Source organism: Paraburkholderia atlantica (genome assembly GCF_000092885.1).
Taxonomy (GTDB): Bacteria; Pseudomonadota; Gammaproteobacteria; order Burkholderiales; family Burkholderiaceae; genus Paraburkholderia; species Paraburkholderia atlantica.
Window position 1 is genome coordinate 1,193,723 of record NC_014119.1, and the last position, 20,493, is coordinate 1,214,215.

At 62.7% G+C, this 20,493-nt stretch carries 19 protein-coding genes and 1 pseudogene; 14 read left to right on the forward strand and 6 right to left on the reverse strand.

Annotated features, from left to right (window positions below; all coding sequences use genetic code 11):
- Nucleotides 1–11: 11 nt before the first annotated feature.
- The 3 genes from BC1002_RS32995 to BC1002_RS33005 are packed head-to-tail and all read right to left on the reverse strand — an operon-like array spanning nt 12 to nt 2,046.
- Entirely contained in the window at nt 12–929 is a 918-nt protein-coding gene (locus BC1002_RS32995) for a hypothetical protein (protein ID WP_013094319.1), read from the reverse strand.
- Entirely contained in the window at nt 926–1,255 is a 330-nt protein-coding gene (locus tag BC1002_RS33000; RefSeq protein ID WP_013094320.1) for a phosphopantetheine-binding protein, read from the reverse strand. The genes BC1002_RS32995 and BC1002_RS33000 overlap by 4 nt, the downstream gene beginning before the upstream one ends.
- 17 nt (nt 1,256–1,272) lie before the next feature.
- Nucleotides 1,273–2,046: a Coq4 family protein gene (locus tag BC1002_RS33005; protein WP_013094321.1), complete on the reverse strand. Its 774-nt coding sequence runs from the start codon at nt 2,044–2,046 to the stop codon at nt 1,273–1,275.
- Between the two features lie 526 nt (nt 2,047–2,572).
- Between BC1002_RS33005 and BC1002_RS33010 the strand changes: the two genes are divergently transcribed.
- The 7 genes from BC1002_RS33010 to BC1002_RS39630 all read left to right on the forward strand — a co-directional run bounded on the left by BC1002_RS33010 (nt 2,573) and on the right by BC1002_RS39630 (nt 8,321).
- Entirely contained in the window at nt 2,573–3,682 is a 1,110-nt protein-coding gene (locus BC1002_RS33010; RefSeq protein ID WP_013094322.1) for a hypothetical protein, read from the forward strand.
- Between the two features lie 49 nt (nt 3,683–3,731).
- Nucleotides 3,732–5,264: a B12-binding domain-containing radical SAM protein gene (locus BC1002_RS33015; protein WP_013094323.1), complete on the forward strand. Its 1,533-nt coding sequence runs from the start codon at nt 3,732–3,734 to the stop codon at nt 5,262–5,264.
- 68 nt (nt 5,265–5,332) lie between these two features.
- Entirely contained in the window at nt 5,333–6,760 is a 1,428-nt protein-coding gene (locus tag BC1002_RS33020; RefSeq protein WP_013094324.1) for a tryptophanase, read from the forward strand.
- A 9-nt stretch (nt 6,761–6,769) separates the two neighbouring features.
- On the forward strand, nt 6,770–7,522 hold the full coding sequence (locus BC1002_RS33025) for a dTMP kinase (protein ID WP_013094325.1): 753 nt from the start codon (nt 6,770–6,772) through the stop codon (nt 7,520–7,522).
- A gap of 135 nt (nt 7,523–7,657) precedes the next feature.
- Entirely contained in the window at nt 7,658–7,855 is a 198-nt protein-coding gene (locus BC1002_RS39885; RefSeq protein WP_013094326.1) for a hypothetical protein, read from the forward strand.
- A 48-nt stretch (nt 7,856–7,903) separates the two neighbouring features.
- Nucleotides 7,904–8,056: a hypothetical protein gene (locus BC1002_RS39625; protein WP_337999511.1), complete on the forward strand. Its 153-nt coding sequence runs from the start codon at nt 7,904–7,906 to the stop codon at nt 8,054–8,056.
- A 100-nt stretch (nt 8,057–8,156) separates the two neighbouring features.
- Complete coding sequence (locus BC1002_RS39630; protein ID WP_337999512.1) at nt 8,157–8,321, forward strand: hypothetical protein; 165 nt, start codon at nt 8,157–8,159, stop codon at nt 8,319–8,321.
- Here the strand turns inward: BC1002_RS39630 and BC1002_RS33035 are convergent.
- Nucleotides 8,318–8,791 (reverse strand): Lrp/AsnC family transcriptional regulator, encoded by a 474-nt coding sequence (locus BC1002_RS33035; RefSeq protein WP_013094327.1) that lies wholly within the window; start codon nt 8,789–8,791, stop codon nt 8,318–8,320. The two genes, BC1002_RS39630 and BC1002_RS33035, sit on opposite strands and share 4 nt — an antisense overlap.
- 286 nt (nt 8,792–9,077) lie before the next feature.
- Here BC1002_RS33035 and hppD point away from each other — a divergent pair, with 286 nt between their 5' ends.
- The 3 genes from hppD to BC1002_RS33050 all read left to right on the forward strand — a co-directional run bounded on the left by hppD (nt 9,078) and on the right by BC1002_RS33050 (nt 12,958).
- Nucleotides 9,078–10,151, forward strand: a complete 1,074-nt coding sequence (gene hppD, locus BC1002_RS33040) for a 4-hydroxyphenylpyruvate dioxygenase (protein WP_013094328.1) — start codon at nt 9,078–9,080, stop codon at nt 10,149–10,151.
- 174 nt (nt 10,152–10,325) lie between these two features.
- Nucleotides 10,326–11,708: an amino acid permease gene (locus tag BC1002_RS33045; RefSeq protein WP_013094329.1), complete on the forward strand. Its 1,383-nt coding sequence runs from the start codon at nt 10,326–10,328 to the stop codon at nt 11,706–11,708.
- Between the two features lie 44 nt (nt 11,709–11,752).
- Nucleotides 11,753–12,958, forward strand: a complete 1,206-nt coding sequence (locus tag BC1002_RS33050; protein ID WP_013094330.1) for an amino acid aminotransferase — start codon at nt 11,753–11,755, stop codon at nt 12,956–12,958.
- 120 nt (nt 12,959–13,078) lie between these two features.
- Here BC1002_RS33050 and BC1002_RS33055 read toward each other — a convergent pair whose 3' ends face one another.
- Entirely contained in the window at nt 13,079–14,197 is a 1,119-nt protein-coding gene (locus BC1002_RS33055; RefSeq protein ID WP_013094331.1) for a patatin-like phospholipase family protein, read from the reverse strand.
- A 300-nt stretch (nt 14,198–14,497) separates the two neighbouring features.
- Here BC1002_RS33055 and BC1002_RS33060 point away from each other — a divergent pair, with 300 nt between their 5' ends.
- Nucleotides 14,498–16,546: a hybrid sensor histidine kinase/response regulator gene (locus tag BC1002_RS33060; protein ID WP_013094332.1), complete on the forward strand. Its 2,049-nt coding sequence runs from the start codon at nt 14,498–14,500 to the stop codon at nt 16,544–16,546.
- Here the strand turns inward: BC1002_RS33060 and BC1002_RS39215 are convergent.
- Nucleotides 16,520–16,691: pseudogene (locus BC1002_RS39215) on the reverse strand (sugar O-acetyltransferase); the annotation flags it as partial. The gene BC1002_RS33060 and the pseudogene BC1002_RS39215 overlap by 27 nt on opposite strands.
- 154 nt (nt 16,692–16,845) lie before the next feature.
- Here BC1002_RS39215 and BC1002_RS33065 point away from each other — a divergent pair.
- The 3 genes from BC1002_RS33065 to tcuB are packed head-to-tail and all read left to right on the forward strand — an operon-like array spanning nt 16,846 to nt 20,477.
- Nucleotides 16,846–17,811, forward strand: a complete 966-nt coding sequence (locus BC1002_RS33065; RefSeq protein WP_013094333.1) for a LysR family transcriptional regulator — start codon at nt 16,846–16,848, stop codon at nt 17,809–17,811.
- 52 nt (nt 17,812–17,863) lie between these two features.
- Nucleotides 17,864–19,273, forward strand: a complete 1,410-nt coding sequence (gene tcuA / locus BC1002_RS33070) for an FAD-dependent tricarballylate dehydrogenase TcuA (protein WP_013094334.1) — start codon at nt 17,864–17,866, stop codon at nt 19,271–19,273.
- Nucleotides 19,260–20,477: a tricarballylate utilization 4Fe-4S protein TcuB gene (gene tcuB, locus BC1002_RS33075; protein ID WP_013094335.1), complete on the forward strand. Its 1,218-nt coding sequence runs from the start codon at nt 19,260–19,262 to the stop codon at nt 20,475–20,477. The genes tcuA and tcuB overlap by 14 nt, the downstream gene beginning before the upstream one ends.
- The last annotated feature ends 16 nt before the right edge of the window (nt 20,478–20,493 follow it).

Genomic DNA, 20,493 nt, shown 5'->3' on the forward strand with positions numbered 1-20,493 from the left:
AGGGTTGCGTGTCATTTGAGGAGAATCTCGGCCAGCAGCCCGAGCTCGACGGCGACGATGAAGCGCGTGCCCGCCCAGCGTGGCCGGCCCGGCCTGCTCGCGGGCCCCGGCCAGCTCGCGTTGAGCCAGACGAGCCAAACGAGCGGCAGCGTTGCGGCATAGATCGCATAGGTTTGCGACAGGCCTGCCAGGCGCGACAGCGACACGTTGAGGCCGAGCGCCAGAATCAGCAGGAAATTCAGCGCGACGCGGATTCCGCGTGCCGACAGGTGATAAGGCTGCAGCGCAGTGGTGCCAACCTTGCGCGAGAACTTCCAGAATTCGTAGCCGGCCCACATCGAACCCGCTACGCACATCACGACATAGAGGCTCAACTCACGTCCAGCCATGTCGCGCCACAGGAAATAGCCGTACATGAAGATGGCGAAGGGCGCCCCCTCGAAAGCGGGAAAGCACGCCAACGGGCGGCTCGGGAGCAGCCGCTTGAATACGAACGGTGCGGCGAAGGCCAGGGCGGTGGCGGCAGCGGCGGCCGTCCTCGCGTGGCCCATGCCGGTGTTCAGCGCGACGAGCAGCAGCGCGCTTGTCGCGAGGCTGGCGACGACGCGTGTGCGTCGTGCCTCGCGGCGTGCCAACAGCGCGTGCCCGGTTGGATAGTCGCGTTCGAGATCGTCGAGGTCGTCGATCAGGCGAAGCTGGACGAACAGCAGGAAAAAGGACGCGAGGCCGGCCAGCGCACGCCAGCCCGGTTCAACGGCGACGCCGGCGATTCGTCCGTAGAGCAGCAGCGAGCAGACGAACGCGCCGGCGATCGGCAGCGCCTCGGCGGCCAGCGGCACGCGGCCGAGCGTGTTGCCGAGCGCCGCTGCCGCGGCCGCAAACCGGCCACGTCTTGCATGCGAGGTGGCCAGCGAAACGCGCGGGCTCATGTACGCATCCCCTCATTGGCGTCCAACCTGACGGCGGCGTGCCGGATGCACAGGTCCACGAGCGAGCCGACCGTGAAATACGTTTCGGCGTGTTCTTCGTTCAAAGCTTCTAGCGGCAGACGCTCGATGCCGAACGCCTGCTCGACCGCGACCACCGCTTCGACGAGCGATAGCGAGTCGAGGCCCAGATCGGCGATCAGCGAACTCTCGAGGTGAATCTCGGCGTTGAAGTCACGCTGATGCTCGCGGCAGACGCGTAGTAACTGCGTGCGTACGATGCCGAACACGGTGTTGCGCATCGACGCATTTTTCGGTGTGCTGGCCATGCGGGGTTCCTTTCTGTTCACGCGTTGCTCGGCGCGGCGGCGTAGCGCCACGGCAGAGTCTGGCCACCGGCCAGGATGCCCTGGGGATGCGCGAGCGCGACCGGCTCGATGGCCAGCTGAAGGCGGACGAGTGCGAGCGGCCGCTCCAACGCTTCTTCCCAGCGATATGAGAGGGGAATGCGCGCGCGCTTGCCACGCAGCCACGCGCGGCGCAGAAAACGATGGACCCAGAAGTTCGGCCACCACGGAGCGGTCAGCGCAGTGCCGAGCAGACCGACGATGCGCGCACGCATCGGCTCGAGGCCGCAGTCGAATGCGAGAAGCGAGGTCTCGCCGGCCCAGTCCTGTCCATAGCCCGTCAACACGTGCAGCAGGTCATGAATGCAGCCGCTGCGCTCGATGAACCACTGACGGTCCGGGCCCGGGAGGATTTCTTCGAGGCCCGCGGCCAGCCGGCTCGCTTGCAGCAGACCATCAGCGCTGTAGCCGCTACGCTCCATCATCGCCATGTAAGCGCGGCCGAACGAGCCAGGCGGCAAGCGCAGCAGCGTGTCGGAATCTGCGAGCGTGGCGAGCAGTGACGGCTGTTCCGAAAGCAGCGCGCCGGCGCCCGGTTCGCTCAGAAAGCGCTGGTACATCGTCTCCATCTGGCCGCCGTCGAGCGCGATCATCACCTCGTAGGCATGCTGAATGTCGTCTACGTTCTCCCTCAACGCCTTGATCGCTCGCAACGCGCGCGGCCAATCGATGTGGCGTCGCGCCATTGCGTCGTCCTTCAAGGTTGCTGTCATCTGCGGCTCCCGGCAAAGATCAAGAGGCGGGTCACGAGTGGCGATCGACTGGTGCCACTTTCTGTGGACGCTTTTTGCAGGGTTCATGCCAGTCATCCGCTGGCACCACGAAAGTCGTCCTCATCCCCTGCAAGAACGGAACGAAGTGCCCAGATCTCAAAAGGCGGCGGGGGTATCGTGCGGATTGAAGCGGTGTCTGCGAATTGCCGACGCACTTTCGGGTGGAGCCCCCCCGCAGCCTGCCGAATGTCGGTGCCGGGCCAACATCTGAAGGGCATCTGTTGGCTGCCGCTCGACTGCACGACGTCTGATACCGGCCCGGTTCACATGTCGACGTCCAAACATCTATACGTGCGGATGTATCGCCCCGCCTTTTGAAATCTGGCTGCCTGCTTGCGTCATTGCATCTGACGGGGACTCAGTTCGCGAAGCAAAAGAACGCCTGGCACGAACAGTGCACTAGCAGCGCGAACAATGGGTGGTTCCCTTTGGAATTCCTGGAACTCACGAGGACGGAGGTAGAGCAATGAATCAGGCCTGGAAGGCGAAAGCGGGGCAGTTCCTGCCGGGGGCGAATCTGACTGTGCTGCCGCACTGGGAGCGCGATGCGGTACCGAGCTACGATCGTGCCGAAGTCTCGGTGCCAGGGCGCCTTCACTTCGCCGTGTTCGACTTCATGCAGATGATGCCCGGCTTCGGTGGCGGCGGACTCGGCGTATCGACGAGCACGGTCGGACACCGGATCACCGTCACGAAGACGAACAACGGCGAAGGCGGCTGCGACGTGCCGAGCGGGCGGCACATGCTCGAGCTGTTCAAGCGAACGGTCGGCTACGCACGCGACGACATCCGTGTCGATCGGCTGCGCAGCATCCAGCATCAGCACAGCGGCTTCGGCTCGAATGTGTCGTTCAACACCGCGACGCTCGCCGGCTTGAACGCGTTGTTCGGCTCACCGTTCTCGCCGCACGACATGTGGGAAATGATCACCCGCAACTACGTCGAGACCGCGAAGGATCACGAGCACGTGTATTTCGGCCTCGAGACCGGCGTCGGCGAAGCGTGCCTGTTCTTCGGCGGGCTGGTCTGGGTCGACGAGAAGCACGGCAACGGCCGTTTCCTCGGCAATCTGAGTTCGGAAAACCTGTGGGTGACCACCGCCGTCGGCAACTACGACACGCTAGCGACCGAAGCGCTGCGTGCGCACGGCGAAGGCGCGGACATGTCCGGCACCACCGAGGCGGGCTTCGTGCCGACACATTTCGTCGAGTGGCAGAAGCGCTATGGCATTGCGTGGCGCAACTTCATCGAACAGAAACTGCGGCCCGCGCTGCATCGTAACGACCTTTTCGCGTTTCTGAAGCACGGCTGGGAACTCAACAGCATGAGCAACATGAAGGTGCTCGAAGGCATCTTCCGGACCGACGTGATGCGTGAGTTCGATGAGACGATGCAACGCGAGGGCGCGGTGTACGCGGGGATGAGCAGCGCGGGTCCGGGCTTCTATGCGTTCTCCGACTGCGAGGAAAAGGCGAAGCACCTCGCGACGGTGATGCTGCATCGGTTCAGTGAATTCATGAGCGAGATGACGGTGGCCCGCGCGGGCCAGAAGATGTCGATCGACGTCGCCGTCTAGCCGCATGCCTGTTAACCCTCGCGATACTTTCCACTGAGACTGATCGAACATGGCCAAGCGCGTCACCTTCGTCAACACGAACCAGATCAAGCCGGCGATTGCGCCGATTGCCTTCGACTATCTGTCGGCGCCGATGGAGCGAGCAGGCTTCGAGCTCAACTTGCTCGACCTGTGCTTCTCCGATGATTGCGAGGCGGCCATTGCCGAGCACTGCCGCACCGCCGCGCCGGACTACTGGGGGGTGACGCTGCGAAATACCGACGACGTCTATTTTTCCAGCGGCTACAGCTTTCTCGACCGCATCAGGGACATCGTCGCGATGCTTCGGCGTGCGCGCGCGGTCCCGATCGTGATGGGCGGCGCGGGCTATTCGGTGATGCCGGAAAAACTGCTTGCTTACCTCGACGCCGACTTCGGCATCGTCCGGGAAGGCGAATTCAGCTTCCCCGAACTGCTGACTTGCCTCGAAGAGGGCAGGAGTTTCACGCACATATCCGGCTTGGTCTACCGCGATACGGCCGGGGTGCACGCTACGCCGCTCGCCCCGAACACATGCGGACCACTGGCCAGCATAGGGCCTCACAAACGCGAACTGGTCAACAACCCGCACTATTTCGCCAAAGGCGGCCAGATCGGCATCGAAACGAAACGCGGCTGCAACCGCTCCTGCATCTATTGCGTCGAGCCGCTGATCAAAGGCCGCTCGGTGCGCATGCGCGAACCCGATGACGTCGTCGCCGAGATGGCATCGCTCGAGGAGCGCGGCGTCAACGTCTTTCATATCAACGACTCGGAATTCAATCTGAGCGTCGCGCATCCGATGGCGCTGTGCGCGGCCATCATCCGGCACGGGCTGGCCGGCAAAATCCAGTGGTATGCGTACGGTATGCCGCGGCCGTTTCCCGATGAACTCGCGGCCGCGATGAAAGCAGCCGGTTGCGTCGGTATGAACTTCGGCGTCGACACCGCCAGCGAAACGATGCTGAAGATACTGCGCCGCACCTTTGGCGCTCCAGACATCGAACATGCGGTCAATACCGCGAAGCGCCACGGTCTCGAGCACATCATCGAACTGCTGTTCGGCGCGCCCGGCGAGACGCAGGAGACCGCGCGCGAGACCATCGAGTTCATCAAGCGGGTCGATCCTGAACGCGTTTCGGTCACGGTCGGGCTGAGGATTTTTCCGGGCACCGAGCTCGAGCAGATGATCCGCCGCGAAGGGCTGCACGCCGGGAATCCGAATCTGCACGGCCATATCGAAGGCAATGACGATCTGCTGCACCCGGTGTTCTATCTGCCGACCGCATTGGGCCCGGACCCGCAGCAATTCATCGCCGATCTGATCGGCAATGACCGGAGGTTCTTTGGGACCAATGCGAGCCTGTTCAACTACAACGCGAACGACGCGTTGGTCGAAGCGATCGCGCAAGGCGAGCGGGGCGCGTATTGGTCGATCCTGAACCGGATCGAGAAACGCTTCGAAGCGGCTCATAACGCGCGCGGTTGTCAGCGCACGTCCGCGGACGGCGGCGATCCGGACTGGTCGCCAATCGAGATATTGCCGATCGAGCAAAGCGCCTGACGCGGTATGTGATGCCCGAAGCGGCCAGCCGTCCGCTGGCCCGCTTACTTTCGACGCAGGAGGAGTGCATGCTTCTAGAAAACAGTCAGCCTGAGCCGTACAGGATCAAGATGGTCGAGCCGATCAGGCTGATCGACCGCGAGCAGCGGCAGGCGCGGCTTGCCGCTGCCGGGTACAACGTGTTTCGCCTCGAAGCCGACGACGTCTATATCGATCTGATGACGGACAGCGGCACGACCGCGATGAGCGCGAACCAGTGGGCCGGCATCATGACCGGCGACGAGTCGTATGCCGGCTCCCGCAGCTTTACGAAGCTGACGCAGGCCGTGCGAGACATGCTCGGCTTCGAATACGTGCTGCCGACTCACCAGGGCCGGCCGGCCGAGCACTTCCTGTTCCGGACTCTCGTGCGCCCGGGCCAGGTGGTGCCGTTCAACGCGCCGTTCGATTCGACCGAGGCGCACGTATCGATTGCCGGCGGGACCGCGATATCGTGCGTCGCCGAAATCGGCTACCAACCTTCTGTCGAGCACCCATTCAAGGGCGATGTGGATGTGCAGAAGCTGCGCAACGTGATCGAAAGCGAGGGACGCGCCAACGTTCCGCTGATCATGGTCTCGCTGACGAACAACGCGGGCGGCGGCCAGCCGGTCTCGATGGCGAACCTGCGCGCGGTGAAGGCGTTGGCCGATGAGTTTGCGATTCCGGTGTACTTCGATGCGGCGCGCTGCGCGGAGAATGCATACTTCATCCAGCAGCGCGAAAGCGGCTATGCGAACCGGTCGGTGGCGGAAATTCTGAAGGAGCAGTTTTCCTATGCCGAAGGCTGCACGTTCAGCTGCAAGAAGGATGCGCTGGTCAACATCGGCGGCTTGCTCGCGACCCGATCGCGCACGCTCTATGAGCAGGTCGTGCCGCTGCTCGTGCTGCACGAAGGCTTCGTCACGTACGGGGGGATGGCGGGCCGCGATCTCGAAGCGCTCGCGATCGGTCTGCGCGAGATGGTCGACGACAGATACCTGCAACACCGCGTGGGTCAGGTCGAACGGCTAGGGAACACACTGCTCGCGGGCGGCGTTCCGATTCTGCGGCCGACCGGTGGACACGCGGTGTATGTCGATGCCGCCGCCTTTCTGCCGCACGTGCCGCGCTCGGAGTTTCCGGCCGAGGCGCTGGCTTCCGAGCTTTATCTGGAGGGCGGCGTGCGCGCCGTCGGTCTGGGCTCGTTGGCGTTCCTGAAAGAAGATCCATCGACGGGCGCGGTCAGCGCTCCGAGGCTGGAACTGCTGCGACTGGCCATTCCACGCCGCGTCTACACCGATAGTCACCTCGCGGCGGTTGCCGCCGCGTTGATCCGGGTCTACCAGCGACGCGATGCGATCCGCGGAATGCGCATCGTCTCGGCACCGCCGATGCTCAAGCACTTCACCGCGGTCCTCGCACCGATCGAGGCACGCGACGAGATGGTTGCCGAATGTCGCGAAGTTATGGTCTGAGGTGATTTCATGTCGAATGCTGTGTTCGAAGCGCTCGAGCTCAAGCCCCATGCTTATCCTGGCGTGCTGATCACGTTGTGCGGTGTGGATGGGGCGGGGAAATCTTCGTTGATGAAGAAGCTCGAAAGCGCGTGCACTGGTGCCGGGCTCAACTGCGTGACGACCTTTACGCCGACCAGTCGCATCCGCAAAGATGCGGTGTTCCGGGATATGGTCGACAGCCACTGGCATACCTCCAAAGCCAGCTTGGGAGCCGACGCAAGCGTACGTCGGGTCGATATGCTGGGCATTCTGCTGTCCATCATGGGAGACCTCGTCCAGCATCTGACCGACACGGTCATACCGGCGCTGCAACGCGGCGACGTGGTCTTTTGCGACCGCTACGTGTTCACCTCTCAGGCTGAGATCGGCACGCGTTCCGATCCCGCTGAGACTGCGCTTGTGCTCCGCAGCGTCGCTGGCCATCTGCTGCGTCCAGACGTCGCCTTTGGTCTGAATGTCTGCGGCGCGACGTCACACCGTCGCGTGCGGTCAAGGAACGACGAGAACGACCAGCCGCCGCCGATGAGCTTTCTGACCCGTCAGGTGGCGGCCTATCGCGCCGTGTTCGAGGTCAACGGCGTCGTCGCGCTGGATGGGGAGCGGAGTATCGACGAGACGTACTGTGCGGCACTCAGTCATATCGTGGCTATCGAACGGGTTGCGGGGCGGTTTGGCTCTATCGCGGCGGCACATCCTGCACGAACCCTGGCAGCATGCTGAGGCTTCGACCTGCGCGGAGACGCGGCCCTCCGGCGTCCAGGTGTGCGACAAAATGCACGTCGACACGTTTTGGTGAGCATCTATCCTTCGAGACAGGACCATGTTGCATGGAACGTCAGAGCCAAGGAGACGATGATGCTCAGCCCACATGAGATCGCAACGCTCATGCTTCTCGAAACAAACCCGCGTCCGGAAAATTTCGATCCCGGCGATCTCGACGCGTTATGTGAACGCCAACTTGTAATTCTGGAAAAACTCTCGTCTGGATACGCGCGAGGGCGTCTGACTGCTCAAGGACGTTCGATATTGAGGTCGGTCGGCAGGGTGCACTGATTCCCCTCTCTGCATTGCCTCGGAGCTTCGACCTTCAGGAGCAGTCACATGCAACATCCAATCGCGCGGAGGGCGGTACAGACCATTGTCCGCGAACATCAACAGCTTTCAGCGGTGGTCAACGGCATGACCCGACTCGTCGAGTCATTGTACATTCGGGAATATCCGGAGCAGGTTCATCATCCGAAGGAAGCGCGCTGACCCGATATGAATTGACCGGGTATGCCGCGGCGCCGGCTTTACGAATGCTGGTTGATGAATACGCGGCGTTTTACAGCCACACAGGCGCCAGGAAGAGGAAGTGATATTGCCGGCCGCGCTGCGCTATCTGACTGCGGACGACTGGCTGGAACTGGACGAGGCGTTCGGCGCCAATCGCGATCCGTTCAGCGGCAGCGAGATCGAAGGTGAAATGGACCGCTTGTTTTCGCTGATCGTCAGCACGGTCTCCGAGTCGATTCACTAGGCCGCCAACGGCACAGCACCCGTACATTTGATTTCGTCGAGGCAAACGCTGGACTTGACTCCGCTCACGCCGGGAATGCGCATCAGCGTATCGAGCAGAAATTCCGACAGCGCTTTCAGGTCGTGCGCGACGACCTTGAGCATGTAATCGATATCACCCGTCACGACGAAGCATTCCTGAACCTGGGTGAGTTCCGAGATCATTCGCTTGAACTTCGACAGGTCGCGCACATGGCCTCGCTCCATCGTCACCTGGATGAAAGCCACTACGCCGAAGCCCAGCAGCTGCGCGTCGAGCCGCGTCTCGTAGCACTTGATCACACCCATTTCCTCGAGCCGGCGATGACGCCTCAGCGTTTGCGCGGGCGACAGCTTGATCGCCTCGGCAAGCTCGAGATTTGAGATGCGGCCTTGCGACTGAAGAATCTCCAGCAAACGCACGTCGATTCGGTCGATGTCGATTGTATGCACTGTTATTTCCTCATTCCCCGGTGAAATGAAATGTTAATGCACAAATCAGGGTTTGTCTGCGTCCGCTAGGAAATCCTATTGCATCGATAAAAAATTAAACTGATCCCAGATGTCGCTGCGACCCGAGCATGTGCGTTGGGAAATGCTCAGATGTGCAGGTGGCACGGGGGCCCTGCCTACAAGACGAGCAGAGAAATTTTCTTTCATTTTTACAACATGCCTCCGGCATCGCTCAGTGCTAATCGCTCGCCACCAATCATTCACCATCCGCTGAACCTGAGAGATCATGGCCGACCTGTTTGACAATCCAATGCAACTGATGGGCTTCGAATTCGTTGAATTTGCCTCGCCCGTACCCAATGTCCTCGAACCGCTGTTCGAGCAGATGGGCTTCACACTGGTGGCTCGCCACCGTTCGAAAGACGTGCTGCTTTACCGCCAGGGCGAAATCAACTTCATCGTCAATCGCGAGCGCAATAGTCAGGCCGCTTACTTTGCCGCCGAGCATGGCCCGAGTGCGTGCGGCATGGCCTTCCGCGTGAAGGATTCGCACAGAGCCTACGCCCGCGCGCTGTCGCTGGGCGCTCAGCCGATCGAAATCGCAACCGGTCCGATGGAGTTGCGATTGCCCGCGATTAAAGGCATTGGCGGCGCACCGCTTTATCTGATCGACCGCTTCGAAGACGGCAAGTCGATCTACGACATCGATTTCGAGTTCATCGAAGGTGTCGAGCGGCGGCCGGCCGGTCACGGCCTGCGCCTCGTCGATCACCTGACGCACAACGTCTATCGCGGCCGCATGACGTATTGGGCCAACTTCTACGAGACGCTGTTCAACTTCCGGGAGCTACGCTACTTCGACATCGAGGGCGAATACACGGGGCTCACGTCGAAGGCGATGACGGCGCCGGACGGCAAGATCCGCATTCCATTGAACGAGGAATCCGGCAAGGGCAGCGGCCAGATCGAAGAATTCCTGATGGCCTTCAACGGCGAGGGCATTCAACACATCGCCTTCTTGACCGACGATCTGATCGCGGTGATCGACAACCTGCAGATGGCAGGCGTGCCGCTGATGACCGGGCCGAACAGTTATTACTACGATGCGCTCGAGACACGCTTGCCGGGTCACGGTCAACCCGTTGGCGAATTGCAGTCGCGCGGCATTCTCCTCGACGGAACGACGGCGGACGGATCGCCGCGCCTGCTGCTGCAGATCTTTTCCAAACCGCTGCTTGGCCCCGTCTTTTTCGAATTCATCCAGCGCAAGGGCGATGAAGGCTTCGGGGAAGGCAATTTCAAGGCGCTGTTCGAGTCGCTCGAACGCGATCAGATCGAGCGGGGGACGTTGAAGGTTTGACGCGCATACAACCCGTTCATCGCCGCTTCAACAATACCTATTCCAGCAAGACACGGCACCGGCGTCACGAGCGTCGGCTGTGAGGCCTCGGCATATTTCGCCTGCTCTGACCGGAGCAGGCGGAAAACGAGGCGTGGCGTCCAGAACCAACCGCAGGACACAGGAGACAACACCGTGGCACATCAGGAACAGGGCACGCTAAAGCGCGGCCTGAAGAATCGTCACATCCAGTTGATCGCGCTAGGAGGCGCAATCGGCACGGGCCTCTTTCTCGGCATCGCGCAGACCATCAAGGCGGCAGGGCCGTCCGTGTTGCTTGGATACGCAATTGCGGGCGTCGTCGCTTTCTTTATCATGCGGCAACTCGGCGAAATGGTCGTCGATGAGCCCGTCGCAGGTTCCTTCAGTTACTTCGCAGGCAAATACTGCGGACAATTCTCTGGTTTTGTTTCCGGCTGGAACTACTGGGTGCTCTACGTGCTCGTGTCGATGGCGGAACTGTCGGCCGTGGGCATCTACATGCAGTACTGGTGGCCAGGTCTGCCAACGTGGGTTTCCGCGCTCGTGTGCTTCTGCGTGATCAACGCGATCAATCTCACCAGCGTGAAGTCGTACGGCGAACTCGAATTCTGGTTTTCGATCGTCAAGGTCGCGGCGATCGTTGGCATGATCGGCTTCGGCGGCTATCTGCTGATTTCGGGCCACGCGGGTCCTGAAGCGGGCGTGGCCAATCTGTGGCGCCACGGCGGCTTTTTCCCGAACGGCGTGTCGGGTCTCGTGATGGCGATGGCCGTCATCATGTTCTCGTTCGGTGGATTGGAGCTCGTCGGCATTACGGCCGCCGAGGCAGAAGATCCTTCGCACACGATTCCGCGCGCGACCAACCAGGTGATCTACCGAATCCTGATTTTTTACGTCGGCGCACTCGGCGTGCTGCTGTCGCTGTATCCGTGGGAGAAAGTCGTCACGGGCGGCAGTCCTTTCGTGCTGATCTTTCACGCGATGAACAGCAACTTCGTCGCCAATGTGCTCAATGCGGTGGTGCTCACCGCGGCGCTGTCGGTATACAACAGCGGCGTCTACTGCAACAGCCGCATGCTTTACGGCCTCGCAGGCCAGGGCAATGCGCCGCGCGCTCTGCTGAAGGTCAACTCGCGCGGAATTCCGCTCGCCGCGCTGGGTGTATCCGCCGTCGCGACGGCCGCCTGCGTGCTGATCAATTATCTGATGCCGGGCAAGGCATTCGAACTATTGATGGGGCTCGTCGTCTCGGCGCTGATCATCAACTGGGCAATGATCAGCATCATTCATTTGCGTTTCCGCGCCGCGAAAGCGCGCGCCGGTGAGACGACCGTATTCCGCAGCCTCGGTTATCCGCTTACCAACTATCTTTGCCTGATCTTCCTTGCCGGCATTCTGGTCGTGATGTGGCTGATACCTGATCTGCGCATGTCGGTCTATCTGATCCCCGTTTGGCTCGTTGCGCTGGGCGTTGGTTATCGCGTGCGCAATAGGCGCGCGGGCGCCTCGGTCGCCGTTGGCGTGGCGACGCGCTAGGCACCGCGCTTGTGCAATCTTTTGGCCTGATCCAAGGAACTAGCATGTTTGAACACATCGATGCCTATGCGGGCGACCCGATCCTCACATTGAACGAGAACTTCGCGAAGGATTCGCGCGATCACAAGGTCAATCTGAGCATCGGCATTTACTACGACGATCACGGCCGCTTGCCGGTGATGCAAGCCGTACGCGAGGCCGAAGGACAACTGCTCGCCGAGCTCGGCCCCAAGCCGTACCTGCCGATGGCGGGCTTTGCCCACTACCGCGATGCCATGCAATCGCTGGTATTCGGCGACGACTCGGCGGCGCGTACCGAGGGGCGCATCGCGACCGTGCAGACCTTGGGCGGCTCGGGCGCGCTGAAGGTCGGTGCGGATTTCATCAAGCGCTACTTTGCGGGCTCGCGCGTATGGGTCAGCGATCCGACCTGGGAAAACCACCGTTTCATCTTCGAGCGCGCGGGATTCGAAGTCAACGCGTACCCGTACTACGACGAGTCGAGCGGAGGTCTGAAGTTCGAAGAGATGCTGTCGGCCATCGATGCGCTGCCGGCGCGCAGCGTCGTCCTGTTGCACGCGTGCTGTCATAACCCGACGGGTGTCGATCTGAACGACGCGCAATGGGTGGAGCTGGTCGAGGTCATCAGGAAGCGGGACCTGCTGCCCTTTATCGACATGGCGTATCAAGGCTTCGGCGCAGGCATCGACGCGGACGCATTTGCGATTCGTGAACTGGTGCGCCAGAACGTGCCGGCATTGGTGGCCAATTCGTTCTCGAAGAACTTCTCGCTGTATGGCGAGCGGTGCGGCGGACTGTCGGTGATTTGCGAGTCGCCGGATGTTGCGGCGCGCGTCCTGGGTCAATTGACGAGCGCTGTGCGCGCCAACTACAGCAATCCGCCGACGCATGGCGCGAAGATCGTAGCGCGCGTGCTGACCACACCGGCGCTACGGCAATCGTGGCAACAGGAGCTTGCTTCGATGTGCCGGCGCATCATGCGTATGCGCGCGGAGATCCATGAACGCCTGCGCGACAAGGTACCGGACACGATGCTCGCGCGCTATCTCGAGCAGCGCGGCATGTTCACGTACACGGGCCTGTCGGCGAAGCAGGTCGACACGCTGCGCGAACGGCACGGCGTCTACCTGATCCGCTCCGGGCGCATGTGTGTCGCCGCGCTCAATGACAACAACGTTGCGACGGCGGCGCATGCCATCGCGAGAGTCATCTCGCAGGCTGGCGATTGACACAGCCGCAAGCTGACGGCCGCAGCCTGCTACGCGCTCGATCCGGCTGCATCCACGCCGGATCGCGCGGCGCCAATCTGCGCAACGTCAGCCGGAAATCTCGCGCGCCGGCCGACAACGTCAGTTTGGTCGCGCGCCCGCATTGCCGCTGTGCTTGAGCGTCGGATCGATCAACGAAGCCTTGACGTCGACCGAAGACGCTTGCCCGAGCTTGGCGTAGTCGTGTTTGAGCCATACGCCGGCCACTTCGCGGCCACGCTCGAATAGCGTGCTGAGCAATGACCACGACGTGCTGCTCTTCGACACAAAACCGAACTTCGCCAGAAAATCGTCGTCGCGAATCAGGTGAAACCGGACGGGTTTGAAGCGGCTTTTGCTCGCCGCTTCCTCGCCGACCGAGTCGAGCACATGGTTGACCGCTTCGATCGCGTTGATCTCCAGCACCACGGACGCGTTGAAGCCGATTTCGTTGAGCCGCTCGAGAATTCCGCGCGCATCTTTGGGCGGCATGTCGTGGCGCACGAACGGATTCGCGAGCACGAGAATCAGGTCCTGGGCATGGTCGATCAACGGCGCCAAAGGCGGGTTGCCCAGGTAGCCGCCATCCCAGTACGGTATGCCGTCCACGCTGACGGTGCGAAACTCGTTCGGCAGGCATGCGGAAGCGCGCAATACGTCGATGGAAATATCGGGGCGGGTGAAGATTGCGCGTTGGTTGGTTCGTACGTCGGTTGCGCAAAGGAATAGTTGCGGGCCATCGCGCGTCGTATTGAGCGCGGCAAGGTCGTGTTCGGGGAGCGCGGAACGAATTACCGGCCCGAGCGGATCGCGGTAAAACGGATTGCCATAAGGCGAAGCGACGAGTCCGACGGCCTCCAGCATGATGGCGGCGGGATTCCAGTCGATATTCCAGCCGCCGAACGGGCCAGGTTCGGAAAAGCCGAGCAGCGCGTTGCCTGCCAGCGCGCCGGCGCGCGATACCGCTTCCCAGAAGGCGCGCAGCATGTCGCGTGCTTTCGCTGCCCCGCTGGTTGCGAGACCCGCCGCGCACAGCGTCGCATTGATGCCGCCCGCGCTTGCGCCGCTGATTGCCGCGATATCGAGTGGCATTGCCTGCGACGAAGCCTCTAGCAGACGGTCGAGCACCCCCCACGTGAACGCGCCATGCGAACCGCCACCTTGCAGGGCAAACGCGACCGTGGGACCTTTGTGTCGCGTCGAGTTCCGAGGTTCCTCCATCGCCATGGCTCCTTCGCGTCTTGATTGCGTTCCGGCAATCTTACCCGGAAGTGTCACGCGTTTCGTCTAGCCTCGCCAGACGCGGCTGCGGGTTTGTCTCGGTTAAACCGCCGCCCCGCAACAGGTACAGTGTCAGACGATTTGCGGCGGGCTGGGGTCCAACTTCGGCCGATCGATACTATTAATAGTCGCAAGCGACATATCCGATAAAAAACGGGCCATGAGAGAGAAGTTGATTGACATAAGCCGGCGTGCCAGGGCGGCATCGCGGGCTCACCGCGCTCGTCCGGGGGCGTCTCGATGAAACGGGATCTCGATCCGGATTCCCGCGGCGCGATTACGCTAAACGGGCTGTCGCGCCGGCTGGGACGTACCCGTGAGCAATTGATGCAGCGCTGGATCGCCGAGACATCGGAGCAGGGCGCACACACCGCCGATGCGGACAGCGGGCAGGGACTGACGGGCTGTTTCGCCTACATGCTGGCCGAGGTATGCGCTTCCTTGCTGGTCGCCGACAGCGACCCGTCTCTCGATCATGTAGCTATCGCACAGCCTGGCAGGTTCTGGCCGGACGACTGGCGGGTCACGGATCTGTTTCGCAACATGGATCTGATGCAGCGCTTTCTGAAGCACGAGATCCGCGCGTATTTCGGTCCAGTTGCCGCTTCCGTCGACGTTCACATGCGCGCGCACGACGTCGTCGAGCGCACCTTTCGCGCGATGATCGAAAACGCTATCGAGGCGCACATGCAACGTCAGGCGGCCGAGGTGGCGGCGGCACAGGACAGCCTGCACACCGCGCTGACCGCGCTGAAGCTCACGGAGGAGCGGCTGCGCGTCGCGACGAGCGCGGCCGGCATCGGCATCTTCGAGTGGTGTGGCGCGTCGCGGCAAGGCGTGTGGGAAAACCGCCGGATGTATGAAATCACCGGGCAACCCGAGGAGCGGGGGCCGTTGACGGAAACCGAGTTCATGACGTCGGTCGTTCATCCGGACGATGTCGAACTGCTGCGAAGTCATTTCCAGTCCCGGCGAATCTCCGGCGAGCCGGTGCATGTCGCGTTCCGGCTGCACCGTGTAATCGACCGTGCGCTCAGGACCGTCGAAATGTTCGGGTATCTGCGACCGCCCGTTCATCAGGACGATTACACGTTCATTGGCAGCTTGTGCGACGTGACGGAGCGCGCCGACGCGGAGGCGAAACTGCGCGACGCGGATCGCCGCAAGGACATCTTTCTGGCCACGCTCGCGCACGAGCTGCGCAATCCTTTGGCGCCCGTGCGCAACGCCGCGCATCTGCTGGGTCACAGCGCGGGAGCCGATTCCGCCAAACGCGAGTGGCTGCGCAATGTGATCGAACGCCAGACCGGTCACCTGTCGCATCTGATCGACGACCTGCTCGATGTATCGAGAATCACCACCGGCAAAATCGTGTTGAAGCGCGAGGTCTTCGATATCAGGCTGGCACTCGACCACGCTCTGGAAATCACGATGCCGGCTGCGTTGCAGCGGCATCACGACATCGTGCGTCTGCCGCTGGAGCACCCGGTGTACGTGCACGGCGACCAGGCGCGGATCACCCAGACATTTTCGAATCTGCTCGATAACGCGATCAAATACACCGACGAAGGTGGGCGGATCGTCGTATGCGCGACGCTCGTCGGGCAGGAAGTCTGCGTGAGCGTCTCGGACACGGGCACGGGCATTTCGGACGACGCACTGCCTCACGTGTTCGATCTGTTCGTCCAGGGTTCGTGCCACGGCGAACCGTCGAGGGGCGGTCTCGGAATCGGGCTGTCGGTGTGCAAGACGCTGACCGAGATGCACGGCGGGACCATTGCCGCGAGGAGCGCAGGCAAGAACAGAGGCAGTGAATTCGAAATACGTCTACCCGTTTGCCAGGGCCGCGATCAGGACGCGAAGGACGGTGCCGAAGCCGGTCTGCCGGCGTCCGACCGTCTGCGGGTTCTGATCGTCGACGATAACAGCGATGCCGCTGTGTCGCTCGCCATGATTCTCGACGCGCACGATGTGCGCACCGCGCACAGCGGTGAAGACGCGCTTCAGATAGCCGCTGCGTTCGAGCCGCAGATCGTGTTCCTCGATCTTGGGCTGCCGGGAATCAGCGGCTATGAGGTTGCGCGTCGGCTGAGGGATCATCAGGCGGCGGGCAAGCGCCTCGAAATCGTCGCCGTGTCGGGATATGGGCAGCCTGAGGACGTGGCTCACTCGGCGGAGGCGGGGTGTGATGCGCATCTCGTCAAACCCGTCGATATCGAGGAGTTGCTCGCGATCATCAGGCGCATCACCGGCGAAAATCCAGACCTCGGCCGCCAATCGAGCGGATAACTCACCGGGCGTCACCCCGACGATGATCGTTGCGCCGGCCGCGATCCAGACGTTTCGCCCGATCACGATCGGACTGGCGCGTTGCGCCCGCATGACGCTGGGATCGTTCTACGGGATGACCCGATGTGATGGGAGAGCTGGTTGGCCGGGTACGCTGTTTCATGAGTCGAGCCTGAAGGGCGACGAATCATGAGCCGCCAATGACGAGGTAGTCACGTGAACACGAGTCGTGACACCCTGTCTGCACCCGTTTCCAATCTGCGACAATAGCCGCGATTCTCGTCCACGCCGATCGTGAAATGGAACTTAGACAATTACGCTATTTCCTCAGCGTCGTCGAACACGGCAGCATGGGAAAGGCCGCGCTCGAACTCGGCGTCGTCACTTCCGCGCTGAGTCAGCAGATCAGCCGCCTGGAAGGCGAACTGTCGACGCGCCTGCTGCAGCGCACTTCCAGCGGCGTCGTGCCGACCGATGCCGGTCTCGCGTTCTGGCGTCAGGCGCAACTCGCGCTACGCCATATCGACGACGCGGCGCTCGCCGCGCGCGCCGCCCGGCTCTCGGGCCACGTCAGCGTCGGCATGGCGCCGAGCACCGCCAGCGTGCTCGGGGTGCCGTTCATGCAGGCCATGCGCGCGCGCTATCCCGATGTGCGGCTGCGCATCGTCGAAAGCCTGTCCGGCTATCTCGCGTCGATGCTGAGCGCGCGCCAGATCGATCTTGCCGTGCTGTTTCGCCCGGAGCCCGCGCAGCGCTGGAGCGTCGTGTCGCTGCTCGACGAGCGGCTGTTCGTGATCGGCCGGCACGAGCTCGAAGATATGCCGGCGGGCGCGAGCGTGCGTCTCGGCCAACTCGGCAAGCTTCCGCTCGTCCTTCCGAGCGGCGCGCACGGCCTGCGCTCGCTGTTGTCCGCCGCGTTCAAGCGAGCCAAATATGAACCGAACATCGCGGCCGAAGTAGACGGCCTCGCGCTGCTGATGGACGTCGTGCGCACGGGCATCGCCGCGACCATCCAGCCCGGCGCCGCGCTCGCGCGACCGGAGAACGCGGTACTGGCTAGCGTGCCGGTGATCGAAAGCTTCGCCACACGGCCCAATATGATCGCGAGCATCTCCGACGACGAGCTTTCGCCCGCGGGGCTCGCCGCGCGCGTGGTGCTCGCCGATGTCGCGCGCGCACTGGTGCGCGAAGGCCGCTGGCCCGGCGCGCGCCTGCGTCAGTCGGAGGCCTTCACAAAAACTGAAGGCCCGTTGACGACCCGCTGATGGCGGAGGACGAGCGCGACCATTAGAGTGCGTCCGAAAGGAGGCCCACAAGATGGTCGACGTACTCGTAATCGGAGGAGGCAATGCGGCGCTTTGCGCGGCATTGATGGCGCGCGAAGCCGGCGCGTCGGTTCTGCTGCTCGAATCGGCGCCGCGCGAATGGCGCGGCGGCAATTCCCAACACACCCGCAATTTGCGCTGCATGCACGACGTGCCGCAGGACGTGCTCGTCGATGCCTATCCGGAAGAAGAATTCTGGCAAGACCTGCTGAAAGTCACCGGCGGTATCACGAATGAGCATCTCGCGCGGCTGACGATTCGCGCGTCGTCGTCGTGCCGGCCCTGGATGCAAAAGCACGGCGTACGCTTTCAGCCGCCGCTGTCGGGCGCGCTGCATGTGGCGCGCACCAACGCGTTTTTCATGGGTGGCGGCAAGGCGCTCGTGAACGCCTATTACCGCAGCGCCGAGGCGCTGGGTGTCGAGATTCGCTACCAAACGCCCGTCGATTCGCTGGAACTCGACGGCGGCCGTTTCGTCGCGGCCCGAAGCGGTAACCAGCGCTTCAAGGCGCGCGCCTGTGTGCTGGCGGCAGGCGGCTTCGAATCGAACCGCGAATGGCTGCGCGAGGCCTGGGGACAAAACGAGCGCGGCGAATGGCCCGCCGACAACTTCCTGATCCGCGGCACGCGTTTCAACAAGGGCGTGCTGATCCGCCACATGATGGATGCCGGCGCGGACATGATCGGCGATCCGTCGCAGTCGCACTGCGTGGCCATCGATGCGCGCGCGCCGCTCTATGACGGCGGCATCTGCACGCGCATCGACTGCGTGTCGCTCGGCGTGGTCGTCAATCGCGAGGCCGAGCGCTTCTACGACGAAGGCGAGGACTTCTGGCCGAAACGCTATGCGATCTGGGGACGCCTCGTTGCGCATCAGCCGGGGCAGATCGGCTACTCGATCATCGATTCGAAGGCGATCGGCCGCTTCATGCCGCCGGTGTTTCCCGGCGTAAAGGCCGACACGCTGCCCGAACTCGCACGCCAGTTGAAGCTGCCGGAAGCGCGCTTCATGGAGACGCTGTCGCGTTACAACGAGTCCTGCCGCGTCGGCACCTTCGATCACACCTCGCTCGACGACTGCCATACCGAAGGCGTCACGCCGCCCAAAACGCACTGGGCGCGCCCCATCGATACGCCGCCGTTCTACGGCTACGCATTGCGTCCTGGCATCACGTTCACGTATCTCGGCCTGAAGACCAACGACCGCGCCCAGGTGCACTTCGGCGGCGAGGCGAGCGAGAACCTGTTCGTCGCGGGCGAGATGATGGCGGGCAACGTGCTCGGCAAGGGCTATACAGCGGGCGTCGGCATGTCGATCGGCACGGCGTTCGGGCGCATTGCCGGCACTCAGGCCGCGCGCGCCGCACTGCAGACAACGGAGGTTTCCTGTGCAGCAAACTGACACGCTCGCGCCCGAACGCACGCGCGCCGCGGCGTTCGAATCGAAGCAAGACGTGCAACGCACGCGCAGCGGCTCGCGCGTGATTCCGATCGTGCCGCTGACCGCAAGCGAAGGCGAAGTGGCGCGCCAGATGCAGATCTGCAACGCGTGCCGCTATTGCGAAGGCTTCTGCGCGGTGTTCCCGGCGATGACACGGCGCCTCGAATTCGGCAAGGCCGACGTCAACTATCTGGCCAATCTGTGCCACAACTGCGGCGCCTGCTACCACGCGTGCCAGTACGCGCCGCCGCACGAATTCGCGGTCAACGTGCCGAAGGCGATGGCGCAAGTGCGCCTCGAAACCTACACCGAATACGCGTGGCCCAAGGCGCTAGGCGGGTTGTACAAGCGCAATGGCGTGACGCTGTCGGTCGCGCTGGCGGCGGGGCTAGCTCTCTTTCTGCTGCTCGGCACGGCCATGCATGGCGGTTTGAGCGGCAACATCGCGCCCGCGAACTTCTACGCGATCTTCCCGCACAACCTGCTGGCGGCGATGTTCGGCGCGGTCTTCCTGTTTGCCATCGTGGCGCTCGGCATCGGCGTGACGCGCTTCTGGCGCGACGTGTCGCCGGGAACCGCGACCGCGAGCACGCCGGCCGTGACGGAAGCGGCGAAAAACGCGCTGACGCTCAAGTATCTCGACGGCGGACATGGCGACGGCTGCAACGAATCGAACGATGCCTTCACGCTCGCGCGGCGGCGCTTTCACCACTTCACGTTCTACGGCTTCATGCTGTGTTTCGCGGCAACGGTGGTGGCGACGCTCTATCACTACCTGCTCGGCGAGGAAGCCCCGTATCCGTTCTTCAGCTTGCCGGTATTGCTGGGTACGGCGGGCGGGATCGGCCTGATCGTCGGGCCTTTGGGGCTGCTGTGGCTCAACCTGAAGCGCCATCCGGAGCAGGGCGATGCGCGCCAGCGTCCGATGGACCGTGCCTTCATCGCGCTGCTGTTGCTCACGAGCGCGTCTGGCCTCGGGCTGCTGGGGCTGCGCGAAACGGCGGCGATGCCGTGGCTGCTCGCAGTGCATCTGGGCATCGTGATCGCGTTGTTCGCGACGCTTCCGTACGGCAAGTTCGCACACGGCATTTTCCGCTCGGCGGCGCTGCTCAAATCGTCTATCGAAAAGCGCCAGCCCAATACGTTGGGTCTCGGCTCGGACTAGGCGCGACACGCGCCGC